This is a genomic window from Arthrobacter sp. Ha26 (assembly GCF_059091705.1).
In genome coordinates, this window is record NZ_JBNHGX010000004.1 from 357,088 (window position 1) to 374,238 (window position 17,151).

Here is a 17,151-nt window from a genome sequence, read left to right on the forward strand (position 1 = left end):
TGGCTACCGAAGGCGGAACCATGACCAGCCCGCAACCGCATGGAGCGTCATTGTCTGGGACGTCCCACAAAGCACTGCACGAGGCAAAGCAACACAAGCACCAGGCTCGGTCCGTGGCTGAGCATGCGGCCGCCGTCGCCGAACTGCTGCAGGGATTGCGGTCACCCAGCCGGACTGAAGTGTTGCCTTTGCGGGAGGCGCTTGGCCGGGGACTCGCCAGCGACGTCACCGCCCCCATCAGCCTTCCGCCCTTCGCCAACTCGCAGATGGACGGCTACGCCGTCCGGTCAGGGGACCTGCCCGACGGCGGCGGAGACCTGCGCGTTATGCCTCCCGTTCCCGCCGGCGCCAGTCCCGACGCGCTGAAGCCGGGCATGGCTGCTCCCATCATGACCGGAGCCATGCTCCCGGACGGGGCTGACGCCGTCGTCCCCATCGAGCGGGCAGTCCCGGACAGCTTCCTGCCGCACATGGAACAAGCCATGGTCCGGCTGCCCTCCACAGCGGCCGGCACCTACGTGCGCGAAGCAGGCAGCGACGTGCGCGCCGGTGAGACCGCACTGGCAGCCGGCACCTTCCTGGGTCCGGCCCAGCTGGGACTGCTCGCGGCGCTGGGCATTCCGGACGTTGTGGTCCATCAAGCAGTGAGAGTCCTGCTGGTCACCACGGGCGACGAAGTGGTGGAACCCGGCCAGGACCTTCCTGCCGGCAAAATTTACGATTCGAACGGCACCCTGCTGGAAGCTGCGATGAAACAGGCGGGACTGGACGTCCGCCGGGCGGGCATTGTCACTGACAATCCGGAAAAGCTTCGCGAATTGCTTGGTGCCGAACAGGACAGCGTGGACCTCATCGTCACCACCGGAGGTGTCAGCAAGGGAGCCTACGAGGTGGTCCGGCAGGCCATGGAAGACCAGCCGGTGGAATTCCTGCACGTGGCGATGCAGCCGGGCGGCCCTCAGGGGATCGGGACCTTCCAGGGGCGCCCGTTCCTGGGATTCCCGGGTAATCCGGTCAGCTGCCTGGTGTCCTATGAAATGTTCCTGCGCCCGGTGCTGGCAAGCCTGCTCGGCTCTCCCGCGCCCCGCCTGCCCCTCCGCGCCCGGCTCAGCCAGCCGCTCACCTCTCCCGGACACAAGCACCAGGTCCGCCGCGGCACCCTGCAGCCCGACGGAACGGTGGAGCTGCAGGGCGGCGAAAGCTCACACCTGATGCATGCGCTCGCAGGCTCCAACGTGCTGGTCCACGTTCCCGTTGGAGTGGCCGCACTCGCCGCAGGGTCGGAGGTGGAAGTATGGATGCTGTGAATGCAGAACAACCTCCCGCTGCCCTGACGCACCTGCGCCAGGACGGCAGCGCCCAGATGGTGGACGTGTCCGCCAAAGCCGAAACCACCCGCGAGGCCACCGCCACCGCCACGGTCCACACCACCCCAGAAGTCATGGGCCTGCTTGGTTCCGGCGGACTGCCCAAGGGGGACGCCCTCGCTGTGGCACGCGTGGCCGGAATCATGGCCGCCAAAAAAACGCCGGAACTGATTCCGCTTTGCCATCCGCTTCCGCTGTCCAAGGTCACCGTTGACTTTGAACTCGCCCCGGAATCCGTTTCGATCCTCGCCACCGTCAAGACCCGTGGGGTTACCGGCGTGGAGATGGAAGCCCTCACGGCCGTATCCATCGCAGCGCTCAGCGTCTACGACATGATCAAGGCCGTGGACAAGCACGCCGTCCTGGACGGCATCAAGGTACTGGCCAAGAGCGGCGGCAAGAGCGGGGACTGGACACTGTGAGCACCCCCAACGCATCCGGCACCCCCAGTACCCTCAACGCTCCCGAGCCGCACCGCCACGGCGATGTGCAGGGCCGGAAGGCCGGCGTCGTTATTGCCTCCACGCGGGCCGCCGCAGGCATCTACGACGACGAAACCGGCCCGGTGATCACCGACTGGCTGATCGAGCACGGCTTTGATGTGTTCCCGGCAATGGTGGTGCCGGACGGCGAGCCCGTGGGCGCAGCCATCCGGGCCCTCCTGACCCAGCATCCCGCCGTCGTGATTACCAGCGGCGGGACGGGCCTCAGCCCGGACGACCGCACGCCCGACGTCACGCTGCCGCTCCTGGACCGCGAGATTCCGGGCATCATGGAAGCGGTGCGCCGCGCCGGCGCCGCCAAAACACCCCTCGCAGCCCTCAGCCGCGGTTACGCCGGGGCTGTGCGCAACACCTTCATCATCAACCTGCCCGGATCACCCAAGGGCGTTATGGACGGACTCACCGTCCTGGATCCCTTGATCGGGCACCTCTGCGACCAGCTGGAAGGCGGACATGGGCACTGAAACATCATTCGAGGTGGTTAACGCCGTCCTGAGCGCGGAACCCATCTCCGTTGACCAGGCCATCGCGGCGGTGGAGAGCGACACCGCGGGTGCGGTGGTCAGCTTCAGCGGCGTGGTGCGCAATCACGACGGCGGCAAGCCAGTCACGCGGCTCAGCTACAGTGCCCACCCCACGGCACACCAGGTGATGGCCGACGTCGTGGCGCAGCTGGTCGCTGAACAGCAGGCCGCGGGGCAGCAGGCTGCCGGACAGGTGTCCGGGGGCAGCGGCACCGAAGGCGCATCCGTGCAGCCAGTGAAGATCTGGGCGGCGCACCGGATCGGGTTGCTGGAGATTGGCGACCCTGCGCTGGTATGTGCCGTGTCAGCGGCCCACCGAGGCCAGGCCTTTGCGGTCTGCTCCGAGCTGGTGGACCGGATCAAGGAACAGGTTCCCATTTGGAAGGAACAGTTCTTCACTGACGGAACGGTGGAATGGGTGGGCGCGGGCGGCTGATCCTGCCGGGCTGGCCCAACCCAAAACTCCCGCGTATGCGGAGGTTTCCCGGGCTTCCTGCGAGGTAACGCACACGTCCGGGTTCCTGTACGGCCCGGGCCCGCCGGTAGGCTTAACGGCATGACCGAACAACTCTCCGCGCCCATGCCCGTCGCCGTGCTGGGCGCGAACGGACGCATGGGCGCCGAAGCCGTAAAAGCCATCGAAGCCGCACCGGACCTGAAGCTCGTCGCAGCACTGGGCCGCGGCGACTCCCTGGACCAGGTCACCGCAGCAGGTGCCCGCTTTGTCGTGGACCTGACGGTGCCGGAAAGCACCGAAGCGAACGTCCGCTTCGCCGTCGAACACGGCCTCCACGCCGTTGTTGGCACCACCGGCTGGGACGCCGGCAAGTTGTCTGCATTGGAGGACCTGCTGGCACGGCATCCGGAAACGGGCGTGCTGATTGCGCCGAACTTCGCCCTTGGCTCGGTCCTTGCCTCTGCTTTCGCGGCGAAGGCAGCCAAGTACTTTGAGTCGGTAGAGATCATCGAACTGCACCACCCGGACAAAGTGGACGCGCCGTCCGGTACCGCTGTCCGCACTGCAGAGCTCATCGCGGCCGAACGCGCGGCCGCCCAGGTGCCGCCGAGCCCCGATGCCACCACCAGTGAACGCCCCGGTGCCCGGGGCTGCGAAGTGGACGGCGTTCGGGTCCACAGCGTGCGGCTCCGCGGGCTGGTGGCCCACCAGGAAGTCCTCCTCGGCAGCGCCGGAGAGCAGTTGACCCTGCGCCACGACTCCTTCGACCGTGCCTCCTTTATGCCCGGTGTGCTCCTTGGTCTGCGCAATGTGGCCGCCCACCCCGGACTCACGGTTGGTCTGGACGGCTACCTGGACCTGGGGCTGTAGCCGTGGCTGGGCTGGTTGCCGGTTTCCGCAAAAACCGGACCAAGATCTGGGTTGGCGCGGTCACTCTGCTCCTGGTCTTTTACCTGGTGGTGTCCTTCCAGCGCTCCTTCCTGCTGCTGACGGACAGTAACCCCGCTGCGGTGGCCATTGGGGCCGCCTACCTGGTGTTGCCCGTGATCGGGGCCTGGGCACTGATCCGCGAGCTGATGTTTGGTGCCCGCACCGAGCAGATGGCCAAAGTCCTGGAAGCCGAAGGCGGCCTTCCCGTGGACGAACTGCCCAGGACGCCCGCCGGCCGGATCGTCCGGTCGGCAGCAGACGCCGAATTCGAGAAGTACCGCGTTGAGGCCGAAGCAGCCCCCGGGGACTGGCGTTCCTGGTTCCGGCTGAGCTGCGCCTATGACGCCGCCGGCGACCGCAAGCGGGCCCGTGCCTCCATGCGTGATGCCGTCAAGCTCTTCCGGGGCAACGCCGCCGCCTAGCGGTTATCCGGCGGAAGCCACTGCTAACGGACCGCTTTGGCATTGCCCCGCCCCGCCTGGTTTGCTGCGTGGCCCAGCCATTCGAGCGGTCCGCGCCACTTGAGCAGCACAAACACCATGCCGACGGTTACTGCGGATGCAGCCTGCGCGAAATACATGGCCTCCTCTGTCCAGCCGGCCGGCAGGGGCTTCAGGTAGAACGCTGAAACCACCCAGACATGGACGGAATACAGGGTTAAGGTCATGGCGCCGGCGCCGCGCAGGGGCAGCAGCAGGTCCAGGGCCACCCAGTCGGCCAGCCTGCCCAGCAGCAGGAACGCCCCGATGACCGCCGCGGCCACGGCGGACGTGTGCAGCAGGTCCAGGGTGGTGGCAGAGTGGGGTGCGGCGGACGCCAGCCACCACCAGGACCCCTCTTGCGGGATGCCGGTCAGGTTGACCTGCAGGACACTTTTCAGTGGGTAACCGGGGGAGTTCAGGACCTTTTCCAGTGCCTCGCGGCCGCCCCAGTCCTCCATCGCCTCGGTGCCCAGCGCCTTGGTCAGCACTGCTACGAGAGTGCCGCCCGCCAAAAGCACCCACGGCACGAGCGCCTTGTTCAGCATCAGGCGGCCGACGACGAGCCCCACCAAGAGATAGGACAGCCACTGGAAGATGGGGTAGTAGCCGGTAAAGAAGACGTCCGCCAGGAGCCGGCCGGGCGTGGAAAGGTCCTCCCAGGACGGGTTGTGCCCCAGTTTGAGCGGCGGTTCCGCGGCCAGCAGCCAAGGACGAAGCAGATAGGCCAGCACCGGAGAGAGCAGGATCCAGCCGGCCGCCCAGGCGCAGAGTGCCTTCAGCCCCAGGCCCAGGAAGGGCAGGACACACAGGAACAACACTGCGTAGTGGACCAGGATGATGGCCAGGTTCACTTCCAGGCCGCCAAGGGTGAGCCCGACGGCGGCAATCACCAGGGCACGCAGGGCCACGCCGCGCCGGGCGCCGGACAGCTCAGGACCCTGCAGTGGCTTGTGCTTTCCGGTGGACAGGGCAAGGCCCACCCCCGCCAGGACCGCGAACAAAGCAGCGGCCCGGCCTGAAAAAGTCAGGCCGACCCATGTGGGTGTGAGGTTCGCGTTCGGCTCGAACGTTGGAAGCAGATGGGTGGCCATCATGCCCAGCAGCGCCAGCCCGCGGGCCGCGTCGATGCCATGCAGGCGTGCCGGCGCGGACCGGCCGGCAGACGTCCTGGCGGAAGCGGCGGCATTACGGGAGGTCATGCCCAGATCGTCTCACACCTCCCTGTGCCGGGGTCCTCCTGGCCCCTCTTGTATTCGAATATATGTTCGAATACTATGAACCGCATGCAAACGCCATCATTCGGAGTCCCCCCATCCGGAGCGTCGGCCGCGGAATCCCGCGAAGCCGGGCCACTGAAGGCCATGAGCCCGGGGGTGGTTGACTATCTGTTCCGTCAGCTGGTGGCCGGAAAGTCGCCTGAGGACGTCCAGTGGGAACAGGAGGGCATCAGCCTGTCCGCCCAGCCAGAGGGTGCCGAGTTGGCCCGCCGGCTGGCCGAGACGGACATCGACGCCCTGACGCCCGTGGAACTGTTCCATTACGTCCGGGCAGCCCAGCGGCTGGCCACGTGGGCAGAAGGGCTGCGGCAGGCAGCCGTGGGCAGGTACTGCCACCCCGGGCCTGTGTAGCCCTGGCACGCCTAGGATGGAGGCGTGTCCGACACCCTTCCTGTCTCTGTCATCCAGTACCGGCCGCTGGACGGAGGCATTCCGGCCAACGCTGAGGAGCACGTGCGCCTTATCGAGGACGCTGATGACCATGGCGCCCGCCTGGTGGTCTTCCCGGAACTCTCCCTGACCGGCTACCGGTTGGATCTCCTCGGGAGCCCTGAGTCCTGGTTGGTGCCGGAAGACGAACGCCTGGCCGATGTCCATGAGATCTGCCGCAGGACGGGAATCACCGCAGTCGTGGGGGCCGCCTTACGGGAGCCTGACGGAACACCCCGGCTGGCATCACAGGCCGTTCACCCGGACGGCAGCACCGAGACGGCCTTCAAGACGCACCTGCACGGGCCGGAGCACGAACTCTTCACACCGGGGGAGGGGCCAACGCTCATCCGGGTGGACGGCTGGCATGTCGCCCTGGCGCTCTGCCTGGATACGTCCGTGCCTGCCCACGCAGGAGATGCTGCTGCCGCCGGAGCCGATCTTTACTGTGTGTCCGCCCTCTACACCAAGGACGAGGAACACCGCCTCGCCCTCCATCTGGGTGCCCGGGCCATGGACAACCGGATGTTCACTGCGCTCGCCAACCTCGGCGGCAGCAGCCCGCTGGGCGAATCGTGCGGCCTGAGCGGATTCTGGGGGCCGGACGGCTTTCCCCTGCGGCAGGCCGCTGGTACCGGCACCGAAGTTGTTTCATCAGTCCTGCAGCGCAGCCGGCTCGGGAGATTCCGGCAGCATAAGCCCGCCTAAAGTCCGGGGCTGCAAAGTTCCGACAGTGAAAATCGGGTTAGGAACCGCCGGTGCCGCCCCGCCGAACCCCTATTTGACGTTCATCACGCCCGTCCTATTGTCCTAACCAGCAGTGGACAGGGTAACGTTTTTTCCATGGCTGACACTTCCGCGCATATCCCTGCCCTCGGTACCCTCCTGACCGCCATGGTTACGCCGTTCAGCAAGGACGGCTCAGTGGACTACAACCAGGCGGCGGAACTGGCCACGAAACTTGTGGACGATGGCTGCGACGGCCTGGTAGTCACCGGAACCACCGGCGAAACCTCCACCCTCACCGACGAAGAGAACCTCGGCATGTTCCGCGCCGTCAAGGAAGCCGTTGGAAGCCGCGCCGCCATCATCGCCGGCACGGGAACCAATGACACCGCGCACTCCGTGCACCTCTCCCGGCAAGCCGCAGCCCTCGGCGTCGACGGCATCCTGCTGGTGACCCCCTACTACAACAAGCCCAGCCAGTCAGGCCTGCGCGCACACTTCGAGACCATTGCCTCGGCCGCCGACGTGCCCGTGATGCTCTACGACATTCCCGGCCGCTCCTCCATCGCCATCGAACCGGAAACCATGATCCGGCTGGCCCAGCACCCCAACATCGTCGCAGTCAAGGACGCCAAGGCGGACTTCGTGGCCGCCACCCGTGTCATGGCCGAGACGGACCTGCTCTTCTACTCAGGCGACGACGGACTGACCCTGCCCTGGATGGCACTGGGCGCCGTCGGCCTTGTCGGCGTCACCACGCATGTTGCCACCCGCCGCTTCCGCGAACTCATTGACGCCGTGAATGCGAACGACCTCGGCACCGCACGGAAGATCAACTTCGAGCTCCAGCCGGTAGTACGCGCCACCATGACCCGCGTCCAGGGAGCCGTTGCGGCCAAACAGATTCTTAAATGGCAGGAAGTCCTGCCCAACTCGATTGTCCGTTTGCCCCTCGTGGAGCCGGACGAAGCCGAGATCGAAACCATCCGCGGGGATTTGGCGGAAGCGGGGCTGGTCTTTTCCTGAGGTTGAGACCGGCACCCTTCCGCCTGGAAAGTAGTGCAATATGACCCAAATCGCCCTGACCGGCCTTGTCACCCCGCCCCGCCTGCCGAACGGCACGCTGCGGATCGTCCCGCTCGGCGGACTGGGGGAGATCGGCCGGAACATGGCCGTGTTCGAAATCGACGGCAAACTGCTGATTGTCGACTGCGGCGTCCTCTTCCCCGAGGAAACCCAGCCCGGCGTTGACCTGATCCTTCCGGATTTCTCGTACATCGAGAACCGGCTGGATGACATCGTGGCCGTCGTCCTTACCCACGGCCACGAGGACCACATCGGCGCCGTTCCGTACCTGCTGCGCCTGCGGAGCGACATCCCGCTGGTGGGTTCACAGCTGACGCTTGCCCTGATCGAGGCGAAGCTGCAGGAACACCGGATCCGGCCCTACACGCTCACCGTGGAAGAAGGCCAGGTAGAGAAGTTCGGCCCCTTCGAATGCGAATTCGTGGCCGTCAACCACTCGATTCCCGATGCACTGGCCGTCTTCCTGCGCACCGCAGGCGGCACGGTCCTGCACACGGGCGACTTCAAGATGGACCAGCTTCCCCTCGACGGCCGCATCACCGACCTCCGGCACTTCGCCAAGCTCGGCGAAGAGGGCGTTGACCTCTTTATGTCGGACTCCACCAACGCCGACGTCCCCGGTTTCACCACCGCGGAGAAGGAGATCGGCCCCACGCTGGAGCGGCTCTTCGGCCAAGCCACCAAGCGCATTATTGTCGCGTCGTTCTCCTCGCACGTCCACCGGGTCCAGCAGGTCCTGGACGCCGCCGCGAAGCACAACCGCAAGGTGGCCTTCGTCGGCCGGTCCATGGTCCGGAACATGGCGATCGCGGAGAAGCTGGGTTACCTGGACGTTCCGCCGGGGCTGATCGTGGACATCAAGAACATCGACAACCTGCCGGACAACCGCGTAGTCCTGATGTCCACCGGTTCCCAGGGGGAGCCGATGGCCGCGCTGTCCCGGATGGCCAACGGCGACCACCGCGTGGTGGTGGGTGACGGCGACACGGTCATCCTGGCGTCGAGCCTGATTCCCGGGAACGAAAACGCCGTCTTCCGGATCATCAACGGCCTGCTGAAGCTCGGTGCGGATGTCATCCACAAGGGCAACGCCAAGGTCCACGTGTCCGGCCACGCCGCCGCCGGAGAGCTCCTGTACTGCTACAACATCCTCGAGCCCCTCAACGCGATGCCCGTGCACGGCGAGACCCGGCACCTGATTGCCAACGGCAAGATCGCCATCGAGTCCGGGGTCCCCGAGGCCAGCGTGATCCTCGCCGACAACGGCACCGTGATCGACCTGAAGGACCACCGCGCCGATGTGGTGGGCCAGGTGGAAGTGGGCTTCGTCTACGTGGACGGATCCAGTGTTGGCGAAATTACCGACGCCGACCTCAAGGACCGCCGCATACTCGGCGACGAGGGCTTCATCTCCATCATCACCGTCATCAACCGGACCACCGGCAAGGTTGTCTCCGGGCCGGAAATCCACGCCCGCGGCGTGGCAGAGGACGACTCCGTCTTCGACGACATCATCCCCAAGATCAACGCAGCGCTGGAAGAAGCCGTCCTGAACCACGCGGACCACACCAGCCACCAGCTCCAGCAGGTGGTCCGGAGGGTGGTGGGCACCTGGGTCAACCGCAAGCTCCGCCGCAAGCCAATGATCATCCCCGTGGTGCTCGAGGCCTGACCTCCGGCACTGCCGGCTTCCGGCCCCCGCTCGCCGCCATCCAGGCAGGAGCAGGGGCCGGAGCTGCTTAAGCGGTCCGGGACGGTCCCTTCAATGAGGGGGATCAGGCCATGACGAGGGGGATCCGCCGGGCCCCAAATCCCCGGGAAACGGGCGTGGTTCCGGTACCGTGGCTGGTATGGCCACTCGTACTACTTCCGCGCCCAATGGTTCCAGCAAGGCCAGCCCCAGCAGCAAATCCGGGGGCCGCGGCTCCGGCACCACGGCAGCGAAGTCCCCGGCCAGGTCCGGGCGGTCCGGCGGCTCATCCAGCACTGCGCGCACACGCCAGCTTCCCGCCGTCGAACAGCACCAGCCCTGGTTGCTGCGAGTGGCCGGCGGAGCATGGCTGGGAATCGGCCACCTTGTGGGCGGGGGAATACGGCGCATCGGCCATGACGTCAGCGACCTCCCGGCCGACGAACGGCGCGACGGCGCAGCCCTGTTCAACCTCGTCCTGGGTATTTTTATCGCCACTTTCGCCTGGTGGGGCCTGACCGGCTGGTTCCCGGACGCCGTCTACAGCGTGCTGAACGGAACCTTCGGCTGGATGTCACTTCTGCTTCCGCTGATGCTCTTTGTCTGCGCTTTCCGGCTCTTCCGCCAGCCCTCCGACGGGCGGGGCAACAACAGGGTGGGCATCGGCTTCCTCATCATGACGTTTGCCGGCTGCGGCTTGGCCCACATCCTGGGCGGACAGCCCACCGTTGCCCAGGGTTTTGACGGCCTGCGCCAGGCCGGCGGAATGCTGGGCTTCCTCGGCGCCTCCCCGCTGGCCGCGATCCATCCCGCCGTGCCGCTGGTGCTCTACGGGCTGCTGGCTTTTGTGTCCTTGCTCATCATTACCGCAACGCCGTTCGGTGCCATCCCGCGACGGCTGCGCGCCGCCTACGAGCACCTGATGGGGATCGACCTGCAGGACCAGGACGGAGACAGCCACGACCGCAGCTATCTTGAGCGGACGCCGCCTGCGGCGCCCAAGAAGAAGAAGCGGCGCTTCTTTGGCAAGGATGAGGAGCGCGACGGCGGCCTGGAAGGCTACGTGGGCGACGAAGCGTTCGAGCACGCCGTCATTGATGACGACGAACCCGCGCCGCCCCGTCCCGCCCCGGGCGTCCGCCGTCCCACCCAAGCGGAGATCGCCGTCGAAAAGATCAAGGCCGCCCAGGGCCTCGGCAGCGGCGCAGCGGCTGGACCGGACAACGCGACCGAAGCCATTCCGATGATCACGCCGGGTATGGCCGCTCCCGCCGCCAAACCGGCAGCTGCACCCACGGTGCCCTCCAACCCGGTGGCTCCGGCACCGCCGCCCGTTCCCATCCCGCAGCGCACCGAGCAGTTGTCCCTCGCCGGCGACGTCACCTACACCCTTCCAGCCTCGGACTACCTCACCCCGGGCTCCATCCCGAAGGAACGCACGGAGGCCAATGACGCCGTCGTCGCTGCCCTGACCGATACGCTGCAGCAGTTCAATGTCGATGCCACCGTCACCGGCTTCAGCCGCGGCCCCACCGTCACCCGGTACGAGATCGAACTTGCTCCGGGAACCAAGGTGGAGCGGGTCACGGCCCTGTCCAAGAACATCTCCTACGCCGTTGCGTCCAGCGACGTGCGCATCCTCAGCCCCATCCCGGGCAAGTCCGCCATCGGCATCGAAATCCCGAACACGGACCGTGAGACGGTATCCCTGGGCGACGTGCTCCGCAGCCAGAACGCCCGCCGCACCGACCACCCCATGGTGATGGGCGTGGGCAAGGATGTGGAGGGCGGCTACGTGGTGGCCAACCTGGCCAAGATGCCCCACCTCCTGGTGGCCGGCGCAACCGGTGCCGGTAAGTCCTCGTTCGTGAACTCCATGATCACCTCCATCCTCATGCGCGCCACGCCGGACGAGGTGCGCATGGTGATGGTGGACCCCAAACGCGTGGAACTGACCGCCTACGAAGGCGTCCCGCACCTCATCACGCCCATCATCACCAACCCCAAGAAGGCCGCCGAAGCACTCCAATGGGTGGTCCGGGAGATGGACGCCCGGTATGACGACCTCGCCAATTACGGGTTCAAGCACATCGACGACTTCAACAAGGCCGTACGGGCCGGCAAAGTCCAGCCGCCGGTGGACTCCAAGCGGGTCATCCGCCCCTACCCGTACCTGCTGGTGATCGTCGACGAACTTGCAGACCTCATGATGGTGGCCCCGCGCGACGTGGAAGACTCGATCGTCCGCATCACCCAGCTGGCCCGCGCCGCCGGCATTCACCTCGTCCTGGCCACCCAGCGGCCGTCAGTTGACGTGGTGACCGGCCTGATCAAGGCCAACGTTCCGTCCAGGATGGCCTTTGCCACGTCCTCCGTCACGGACTCCCGCGTGGTCCTGGACCAGCCGGGTGCCGAGAAACTCATCGGCCAGGGCGATGCCCTCTTCCTGCCCATGGGCGCCTCCAAAGCCATGCGTGTCCAGGGCGCCTGGGTCACCGAGTCTGAAATCCACAAGGTGGTGGAGCACGTCAAGGGACAGCTCCAGGCCACCTACCGCGACGACGTCGCGGCCGAAGCGCCCAAGAAGCAGATCGACGACGACATCGGGGACGACCTCGAGGTGCTGCTGCAGGCCACCGAACTGGTGGTCACCACGCAGTTCGGTTCCACGTCCATGCTGCAGCGCAAGCTCCGCGTTGGCTTCGCCAAAGCCGGACGGCTTATGGACCTGCTCGAATCACGCGGCGTGGTGGGCCCCTCGGAAGGTTCAAAGGCCCGCGACGTGCTGGTGAAACCGGACGACCTCGCCCCCGTCCTCGCAGCCATGAAGGGCCAGGAGGCTCCGGCCGCGCCGGATGCGCAGACTGCCGCGCTCAGCGACAACGCCAATGCGAACATTGCCCAGGGCGGTTACGCCGAGGACCTGGTGGCGGCGGACCTGGACCAGCGGAAGCAGAACGTGGAATATTACGACGGCTCCGACTCCCCGCCGGGCGGGTACGACGACGAGGACGGCTCCGAAGACGCCTGGTCCCTGACCGGGCGCTAGCCCGAAGACTGTAGCCTAGAAAAGTGACTAGCACCGATGCAACCGCCGCCGGCCCGGGCCGTGCCGGGGTCTGGAACCTTCCCAATATCCTGACCATGCTCCGCATCGCGCTGGTGCCGTTCTTCGTCTGGTTCCTGATCGCGGACGCGCCCGGCCTCCACAGTGAGTCCGGGCCCTGGCGCTGGGCCGCGGCCGCCGCGTTCGCGGTCGCGATTTACACGGACAAGCTCGACGGTGACATCGCCAGGAGCCGGAACCTCGTCACGGACTTCGGCAAGATCGCCGACCCCATCGCGGACAAACTGCTCATCGGTTCTGCGCTGGTGATGCTGTCCGTCCTCGGCGAACTGCCCTGGTGGGCAACCCTGGTGATCCTGGTGCGCGAATGGGGCATCACTGCCCTGCGCTTCTTCGTCATCCGCTACGGCGTCATTCCCGCCTCGCGCGGCGGCAAGCTCAAAACAGTGGTCCAGACAGCGGCCATCTTCCTCTACCTCCTCCCGCTGGGGGCCTTTGCGCCGTGGCTCATCTGGGTGGCGTTCGCCGTCATGATGGTGGCCGTGGCCATCACGGTCTGGACCGGCGTCGAGTATGTAGTCGAGGCACTGCGCCTCCGCGCCAGGGGGAAAGCCCAGGGAACCACCAACAGCGGGCAGGAACGGCAATGACGAATCAGCAGCATCTCTCGCTTCACCATCTCGCTGAGCAGGCAGTGCGGCAAGCAATGGAGCTTAAGCGCACCGTTGCGACAGCGGAATCGTTGACGGCCGGCATGGTGTCCGCGGTCCTCGCAGACACCCCCGGAGCATCCGGAATGCTGCAGGGCGGCGTGGTGGCCTACCAGAACTCGGTCAAGGCGGACGTGCTGAAGGTTTCCACGGAACTCCTGGACCGCGCCGGATCCGTCGACAGTGACGTTGCCGCCGCCATGGCTGCCGGCGTGCGCACCGCCCTCGGCGCCGATATAGGCGTGGCCACAACGGGAGTTGCCGGGCCGGAAGCCCATGACGGGAAACCGGTGGGAACGGTGTACATCGGCATCGCAACGGCAGAGGGAACAGCCGGCCATGAATATGTGTTCTCGGGTAACCGGGCGGAGATCCGCGGGCAGGCCTGCGCGGCAGCCCTGGAACGGCTGATCGAAGCCCTGGCCTCCTGAAGTTACCGGACTGTAAAGTTGGCGGGAACAAAAGCCGGTACCGATTAGTTATTACATTGTGTCGCTTCCGGAGAGCGGAGGCGCCTAGGATAAAAACACCGATGGTTCGCTTGACGGCGGACCGGACCTAACGAGGAGCAAGGCGATACAGATGGTAAAGCAGCCCGTATCCGTAAACGGCGTTGTCCGCTGGAAGGATGTGGGCCTCGCCGATCAGGCTAAGAGCGAACAGAAGGAGCGCAAGATGGTAGTACTTCGTCACGAAATTGGTGATGTCCTGCGCGATGTTCGCCAGCGTCAGGGGCGTACGCTCCGTGAAGTCTCGCACAGCGCCCGTGTCTCCCTGGGTTACCTCAGCGAGGTGGAGCGCGGTCAGAAGGAAGCATCCTCTGAGCTGCTTTCCTCAATCTGCTCGGCCCTGGACGTTCCGTTGTCCAGCATGCTCCGCGAGGTCAGCGACCGCGTGGCAGTAGCCGAAGGCGTGGCCGTTCCGGACACCGTACCGCAGGAATTCTCCCAGCGTTACGGACGCGACCTTGATCGCGACCTTAATAACGAACTCAACGATGAACTTTCAACGGGCCTTCTCTCCGGCGCCCGGTAAGGATTGATCCACCGGAAGGTGCAATCCTGCAAGTGAAGCCCCCGGCAGCGCCGGGGGCTTTCTTGTTAACCGGCATTGTTCCCGGCTGCCCGGAGCGGGGGCACCCTACTCGTCCTGCGTCCCGTTGAGGCTCGCCTGCATTTCTTGGGCAGGTGCTTCCCGGGCCAGGGGGGTTTCTTGCCGGGCAGCAGGGTCCGGGGGCCCATCCTGCGGGAAACCGTCACGCTCGTACGTCGCGTTCAGTTTGCCCATGAACCTGGCCAGTTCCTGGAGGTCCTCCACCGGCCATTCACCCAGCCGTTCCCGAAAGACCTGGCGGCGGGCGTCCTGGACCTGGTGCATCTTTTCTTCACCTTTGGGGGTGAGCCTGATGGCCTGGGCACGACCGTCCAGGGGATCGGCCTCCTTGGATACCAGTCCGATGCTTTCGAGGAACGCAATCTGGCGGCTGACCGACGGCTTGCCCACACCGATGTTCATCGCCAGGTCGGTGAGCCGGATGGGGCCTTCCCGCCGGATGACCGTCAGCAGGCCGTAGGCGGCGGGCTCCATGTCCGGGTGGACCTGGCGGGAGAGTTGGTTGGAAACGGCACGTGCCCGCCGCCAGAAAAGGCTGATCTGGTGTTCCACGTTCTGCAGTGCCGCGTCCACCACATCGTCGTCGCGGCCGTGGGGGGTCGGGGCGGCAGGGGAGTTGCTCATGGCAACAATTCTAGGGCGCGGGACCGTGAGAGACTCTTCACGTGCGAATCAGTGACTATTGGCGGCTTATGGACGACGAATTCGGCGCCGGCTACTCGCGGGTCCTCAGCAGGACCCTTGTTCTTGCCGGGGTAGGCGGCTGCACCGCGGACCAGGCGCTGGCCGCCGGCGTGGAGCCGCGCAAGGTGTGGCTGGCGGTCTGTGATGTCCAGGACGTTCCCGCCGAGCGCCGGCTTGGCCGGGACATCAAGCCCCGCGCCGAATAACGGGAATCCTGCTGACACGCCGGGCCGCTGTTCGAATACCTGTTCGGGTAAAGCTATGCTTTTCATAGCGGGTTATCCACATAGCCGCCGTCCTCCGGCCGGAATGTCAGTGGGTCCCATTAGCGTCAGAGATGACCAATAAACGGCCGCTGAGGCCACTCCAAAGCGAGAAAGCATTAGAGGTGTGAACCATGGCGGCAGCCCCGGATCGTGCAAAAGCGCTCGAAGCAGCGCTGGCCCAGATCGACAAGCAGTTCGGTAAAGGCTCGGTCATGCGGCTCGGCGACGAAGTCCGGGCACCCATCGAGGTCATCCCCACCGGCTCCATTGCCCTGGACGTGGCACTGGGAATCGGCGGCCTTCCCCGCGGCCGCGTCGTTGAGATCTACGGTCCGGAATCCTCCGGTAAAACCACCGTTGCACTGCATGCCGTGGCCAACGCCCAGCGCCAGGGCGGCATCGCCGCCTTCATCGACGCCGAGCACGCCCTGGACCCGGAGTATGCCGCCAAGCTCGGTGTGGACACGGACGCCCTCCTGGTCTCCCAGCCGGATACCGGCGAGCAGGCCCTGGAGATCATGGACATGCTGGTCGGGTCAGGCTCCCTCGACGTCATCGTCATCGACTCCGTGGCCGCCCTGGTGCCCCGCGCCGAAATCGAGGGCGACATGGGAGACAGCCACGTCGGTCTGCAGGCCCGCCTGATGAGCCAGGCCCTGCGTAAAATCACCGGGCGGCTTAGCCAGACCAAAACCACGGCGATCTTCATCAACCAGCTCCGTGAAAAGATCGGCGTCTTTTTCGGCTCCCCCGAAACCACCACCGGTGGTAAGGCCCTGAAGTTCTACGCCTCCATCCGCATCGACGTGCGCCGCATCCAGACCCTCAAGGAGGGCGCGGATTCGGTCGGTAACCGGACCAAAGCCAAGATCGTCAAGAACAAAATGGCCCCGCCCTTCAAGGTGGCCGAGTTCGACATCATCTACGGCCAAGGCATCTCCCGCGAGGGCGGCATCATCGACATGGGCGTTGAGCACGGCATCATCAAGAAGTCCGGCTCCTGGTTCACGTACGATGGCGACCAGCTGGGCCAGGGCATGGAAAACTCGCGCCGGTTCCTCCGGGACAACCCGGAGCTGGCTGCCGAGCTGGAGCGCCTGATCAAGGAAAAGCTCGGCGTGGGTGTGAAGCCGGCAGAGGCCGAGTCGAAGGACGCCCCGAAGCTGAAGGCCGTCGACGGGTTCTAAGCGTTGAACCATCCTGACAGTGCGCGTCCCCGCCGGTCCCGGACCGGCGGGCGGCGCGCTGCTTTTTCCCCAGATGCCTTCCCGGATGGCCCGGATCCGGACTCTCCAATGTCGGAGGATCCCGAGCCGGATCCTGTTTCGGTGGCCCAGGCTATTGTCTACCGGCAGCTGACCACCTCAGCCAAAAGCCGGCTTCAGCTGGCCCGGAAACTTGCCGAGCGGAACATCCCGGAGCACGTTGCCGAAGCGGTGCTGGACAAGTTCGAGGAAGCGCGGCTCATTGACGACGCAGATTTCGCGGACATGTGGGTACGAAGCCGTTCCCAGTCCCGCAAGCTGGCCAAGGGCGCGCTCGGGCGGGAACTCGCCGAAAAGGGCGTCGCGCAGGAAACTGCTGCGGCAGCCCTGGAACAGATCTCCGAAGCTGATGAGGAGGCCGCGGCGAGGAGCCTGGTGGAGCGGAAGCTGCGGCCCGGCGCCGACCTGGCAGACCGGGCGGAGCGGGACAAAGCCACGCGCCGGCTGGCGTCCATGCTGGCGCGGAAGGGCTACCAGCCGTCCCAGGCCTTCCGCATCGTCAGTGAGGTCCTGGACGCCCATGCGGCTCCAGACCATGACGGGCCTTTGACCCGGTACCCTTAACAGGTGAGTTT

19 protein-coding genes are annotated in these 17,151 nt (G+C 66.0%); 17 read left to right on the forward strand and 2 right to left on the reverse strand.

The genetic code is table 11. From position 1 onward, the window contains the following. Positions 1–20: 20 nt before the first annotated feature. The 6 genes from AC5RVY_RS12340 (at position 21) to AC5RVY_RS12365 (ending at position 4,203) form a co-directional block, all read left to right on the forward strand. Positions 21–1,307, forward strand: coding sequence for a molybdopterin molybdotransferase MoeA (locus AC5RVY_RS12340; protein ID WP_493954988.1), 1,287 nt, complete (start codon positions 21–23; stop codon positions 1,305–1,307). Next, positions 1,295–1,789 carry a cyclic pyranopterin monophosphate synthase MoaC gene (gene moaC / locus AC5RVY_RS12345; protein ID WP_493954989.1) on the forward strand — a complete coding sequence of 165 codons (495 nt, stop codon included), beginning with the start codon at positions 1,295–1,297 and terminating at the stop codon, positions 1,787–1,789. Before AC5RVY_RS12340 ends, moaC begins: the two co-directional genes overlap by 13 nt. Next, complete coding sequence (locus AC5RVY_RS12350; RefSeq protein WP_493954990.1) at positions 1,786–2,334, forward strand: MogA/MoaB family molybdenum cofactor biosynthesis protein; 549 nt, start codon at positions 1,786–1,788, stop codon at positions 2,332–2,334. Before moaC ends, AC5RVY_RS12350 begins: the two co-directional genes overlap by 4 nt. Beyond that, on the forward strand, positions 2,324–2,830 hold the full coding sequence (locus AC5RVY_RS12355; RefSeq protein WP_493954991.1) for a molybdenum cofactor biosynthesis protein MoaE: 507 nt from the start codon (positions 2,324–2,326) through the stop codon (positions 2,828–2,830). Before AC5RVY_RS12350 ends, AC5RVY_RS12355 begins: the two co-directional genes overlap by 11 nt. Positions 2,831–2,950: 120 nt before the next feature. Then, a complete protein-coding gene (dapB, locus tag AC5RVY_RS12360; protein WP_493954992.1) occupies positions 2,951–3,721 on the forward strand; it encodes a 4-hydroxy-tetrahydrodipicolinate reductase in 771 nt (256 codons plus the stop codon). Positions 3,722–3,723: 2 nt separating this feature from the next. Then, on the forward strand, positions 3,724–4,203 hold the full coding sequence (locus AC5RVY_RS12365) for a hypothetical protein (protein ID WP_493954993.1): 480 nt from the start codon (positions 3,724–3,726) through the stop codon (positions 4,201–4,203). A 23-nt stretch (positions 4,204–4,226) separates the two neighbouring features. On the opposite strand, the gene AC5RVY_RS12370 is transcribed toward AC5RVY_RS12365, so the two are convergent. After that, positions 4,227–5,462, reverse strand: a complete 1,236-nt coding sequence (locus tag AC5RVY_RS12370; protein ID WP_493954994.1) for a heparan-alpha-glucosaminide N-acetyltransferase domain-containing protein — start codon at positions 5,460–5,462, stop codon at positions 4,227–4,229. An 84-nt stretch (positions 5,463–5,546) separates the two neighbouring features. On the opposite strand from AC5RVY_RS12370, the gene AC5RVY_RS12375 reads away from it, so the two are divergent. From AC5RVY_RS12375 to AC5RVY_RS12410, 8 genes are all read left to right on the forward strand, one after another. Next, positions 5,547–5,891, forward strand: coding sequence for a hypothetical protein (locus tag AC5RVY_RS12375; RefSeq protein WP_493954995.1), 345 nt, complete (start codon positions 5,547–5,549; stop codon positions 5,889–5,891). Between the two features lie 24 nt (positions 5,892–5,915). Then, positions 5,916–6,677, forward strand: coding sequence for a carbon-nitrogen hydrolase family protein (locus AC5RVY_RS12380; RefSeq protein ID WP_493954996.1), 762 nt, complete (start codon positions 5,916–5,918; stop codon positions 6,675–6,677). Positions 6,678–6,812: 135 nt separating this feature from the next. Then, entirely contained in the window at positions 6,813–7,721 is a 909-nt protein-coding gene (gene dapA / locus AC5RVY_RS12385; protein ID WP_493954997.1) for a 4-hydroxy-tetrahydrodipicolinate synthase, read from the forward strand. A gap of 40 nt (positions 7,722–7,761) precedes the next feature. Next, a complete protein-coding gene (locus tag AC5RVY_RS12390; protein ID WP_493954998.1) occupies positions 7,762–9,453 on the forward strand; it encodes a ribonuclease J in 1,692 nt (563 codons plus the stop codon). Positions 9,454–9,631: 178 nt separating this feature from the next. After that, the gene (locus AC5RVY_RS12395; RefSeq protein WP_493954999.1) at positions 9,632–12,520 is read left to right on the forward strand and encodes an FtsK/SpoIIIE family DNA translocase; all 2,889 of its coding nucleotides are present in this window, start codon (positions 9,632–9,634) and stop codon (positions 12,518–12,520) included. A gap of 23 nt (positions 12,521–12,543) precedes the next feature. Next, complete coding sequence (gene pgsA / locus AC5RVY_RS12400) at positions 12,544–13,188, forward strand: CDP-diacylglycerol--glycerol-3-phosphate 3-phosphatidyltransferase (RefSeq protein ID WP_493955000.1); 645 nt, start codon at positions 12,544–12,546, stop codon at positions 13,186–13,188. Beyond that, positions 13,185–13,679 (forward strand): CinA family protein, encoded by a 495-nt coding sequence (locus AC5RVY_RS12405; RefSeq protein WP_493955001.1) that lies wholly within the window; start codon positions 13,185–13,187, stop codon positions 13,677–13,679. Before pgsA ends, AC5RVY_RS12405 begins: the two co-directional genes overlap by 4 nt. Before the next feature lie 151 nt (positions 13,680–13,830). Continuing rightward, positions 13,831–14,283 carry a helix-turn-helix domain-containing protein gene (locus AC5RVY_RS12410; RefSeq protein ID WP_142044884.1) on the forward strand — a complete coding sequence of 151 codons (453 nt, stop codon included), beginning with the start codon at positions 13,831–13,833 and terminating at the stop codon, positions 14,281–14,283. Positions 14,284–14,388: 105 nt separating this feature from the next. Here the strand turns inward: AC5RVY_RS12410 and AC5RVY_RS12415 are convergent, their stop codons facing one another. Beyond that, positions 14,389–14,985: a MarR family winged helix-turn-helix transcriptional regulator gene (locus AC5RVY_RS12415; protein ID WP_493955002.1), complete on the reverse strand. Its 597-nt coding sequence runs from the start codon at positions 14,983–14,985 to the stop codon at positions 14,389–14,391. Positions 14,986–15,026: 41 nt separating this feature from the next. On the opposite strand from AC5RVY_RS12415, the gene AC5RVY_RS12420 reads away from it, so the two are divergent. The 3 genes from AC5RVY_RS12420 to AC5RVY_RS12430 all read left to right on the forward strand — a co-directional run bounded on the left by AC5RVY_RS12420 (position 15,027) and on the right by AC5RVY_RS12430 (position 17,140). After that, entirely contained in the window at positions 15,027–15,251 is a 225-nt protein-coding gene (locus AC5RVY_RS12420) for a DUF3046 domain-containing protein (RefSeq protein ID WP_493955003.1), read from the forward strand. A gap of 191 nt (positions 15,252–15,442) precedes the next feature. After that, positions 15,443–16,498, forward strand: a complete 1,056-nt coding sequence (recA, locus tag AC5RVY_RS12425; RefSeq protein ID WP_493955004.1) for a recombinase RecA — start codon at positions 15,443–15,445, stop codon at positions 16,496–16,498. A 108-nt stretch (positions 16,499–16,606) separates the two neighbouring features. Next, positions 16,607–17,140: a regulatory protein RecX gene (locus AC5RVY_RS12430; protein WP_493955005.1), complete on the forward strand. Its 534-nt coding sequence runs from the start codon at positions 16,607–16,609 to the stop codon at positions 17,138–17,140. The last annotated feature ends 11 nt before the right edge of the window (positions 17,141–17,151 follow it).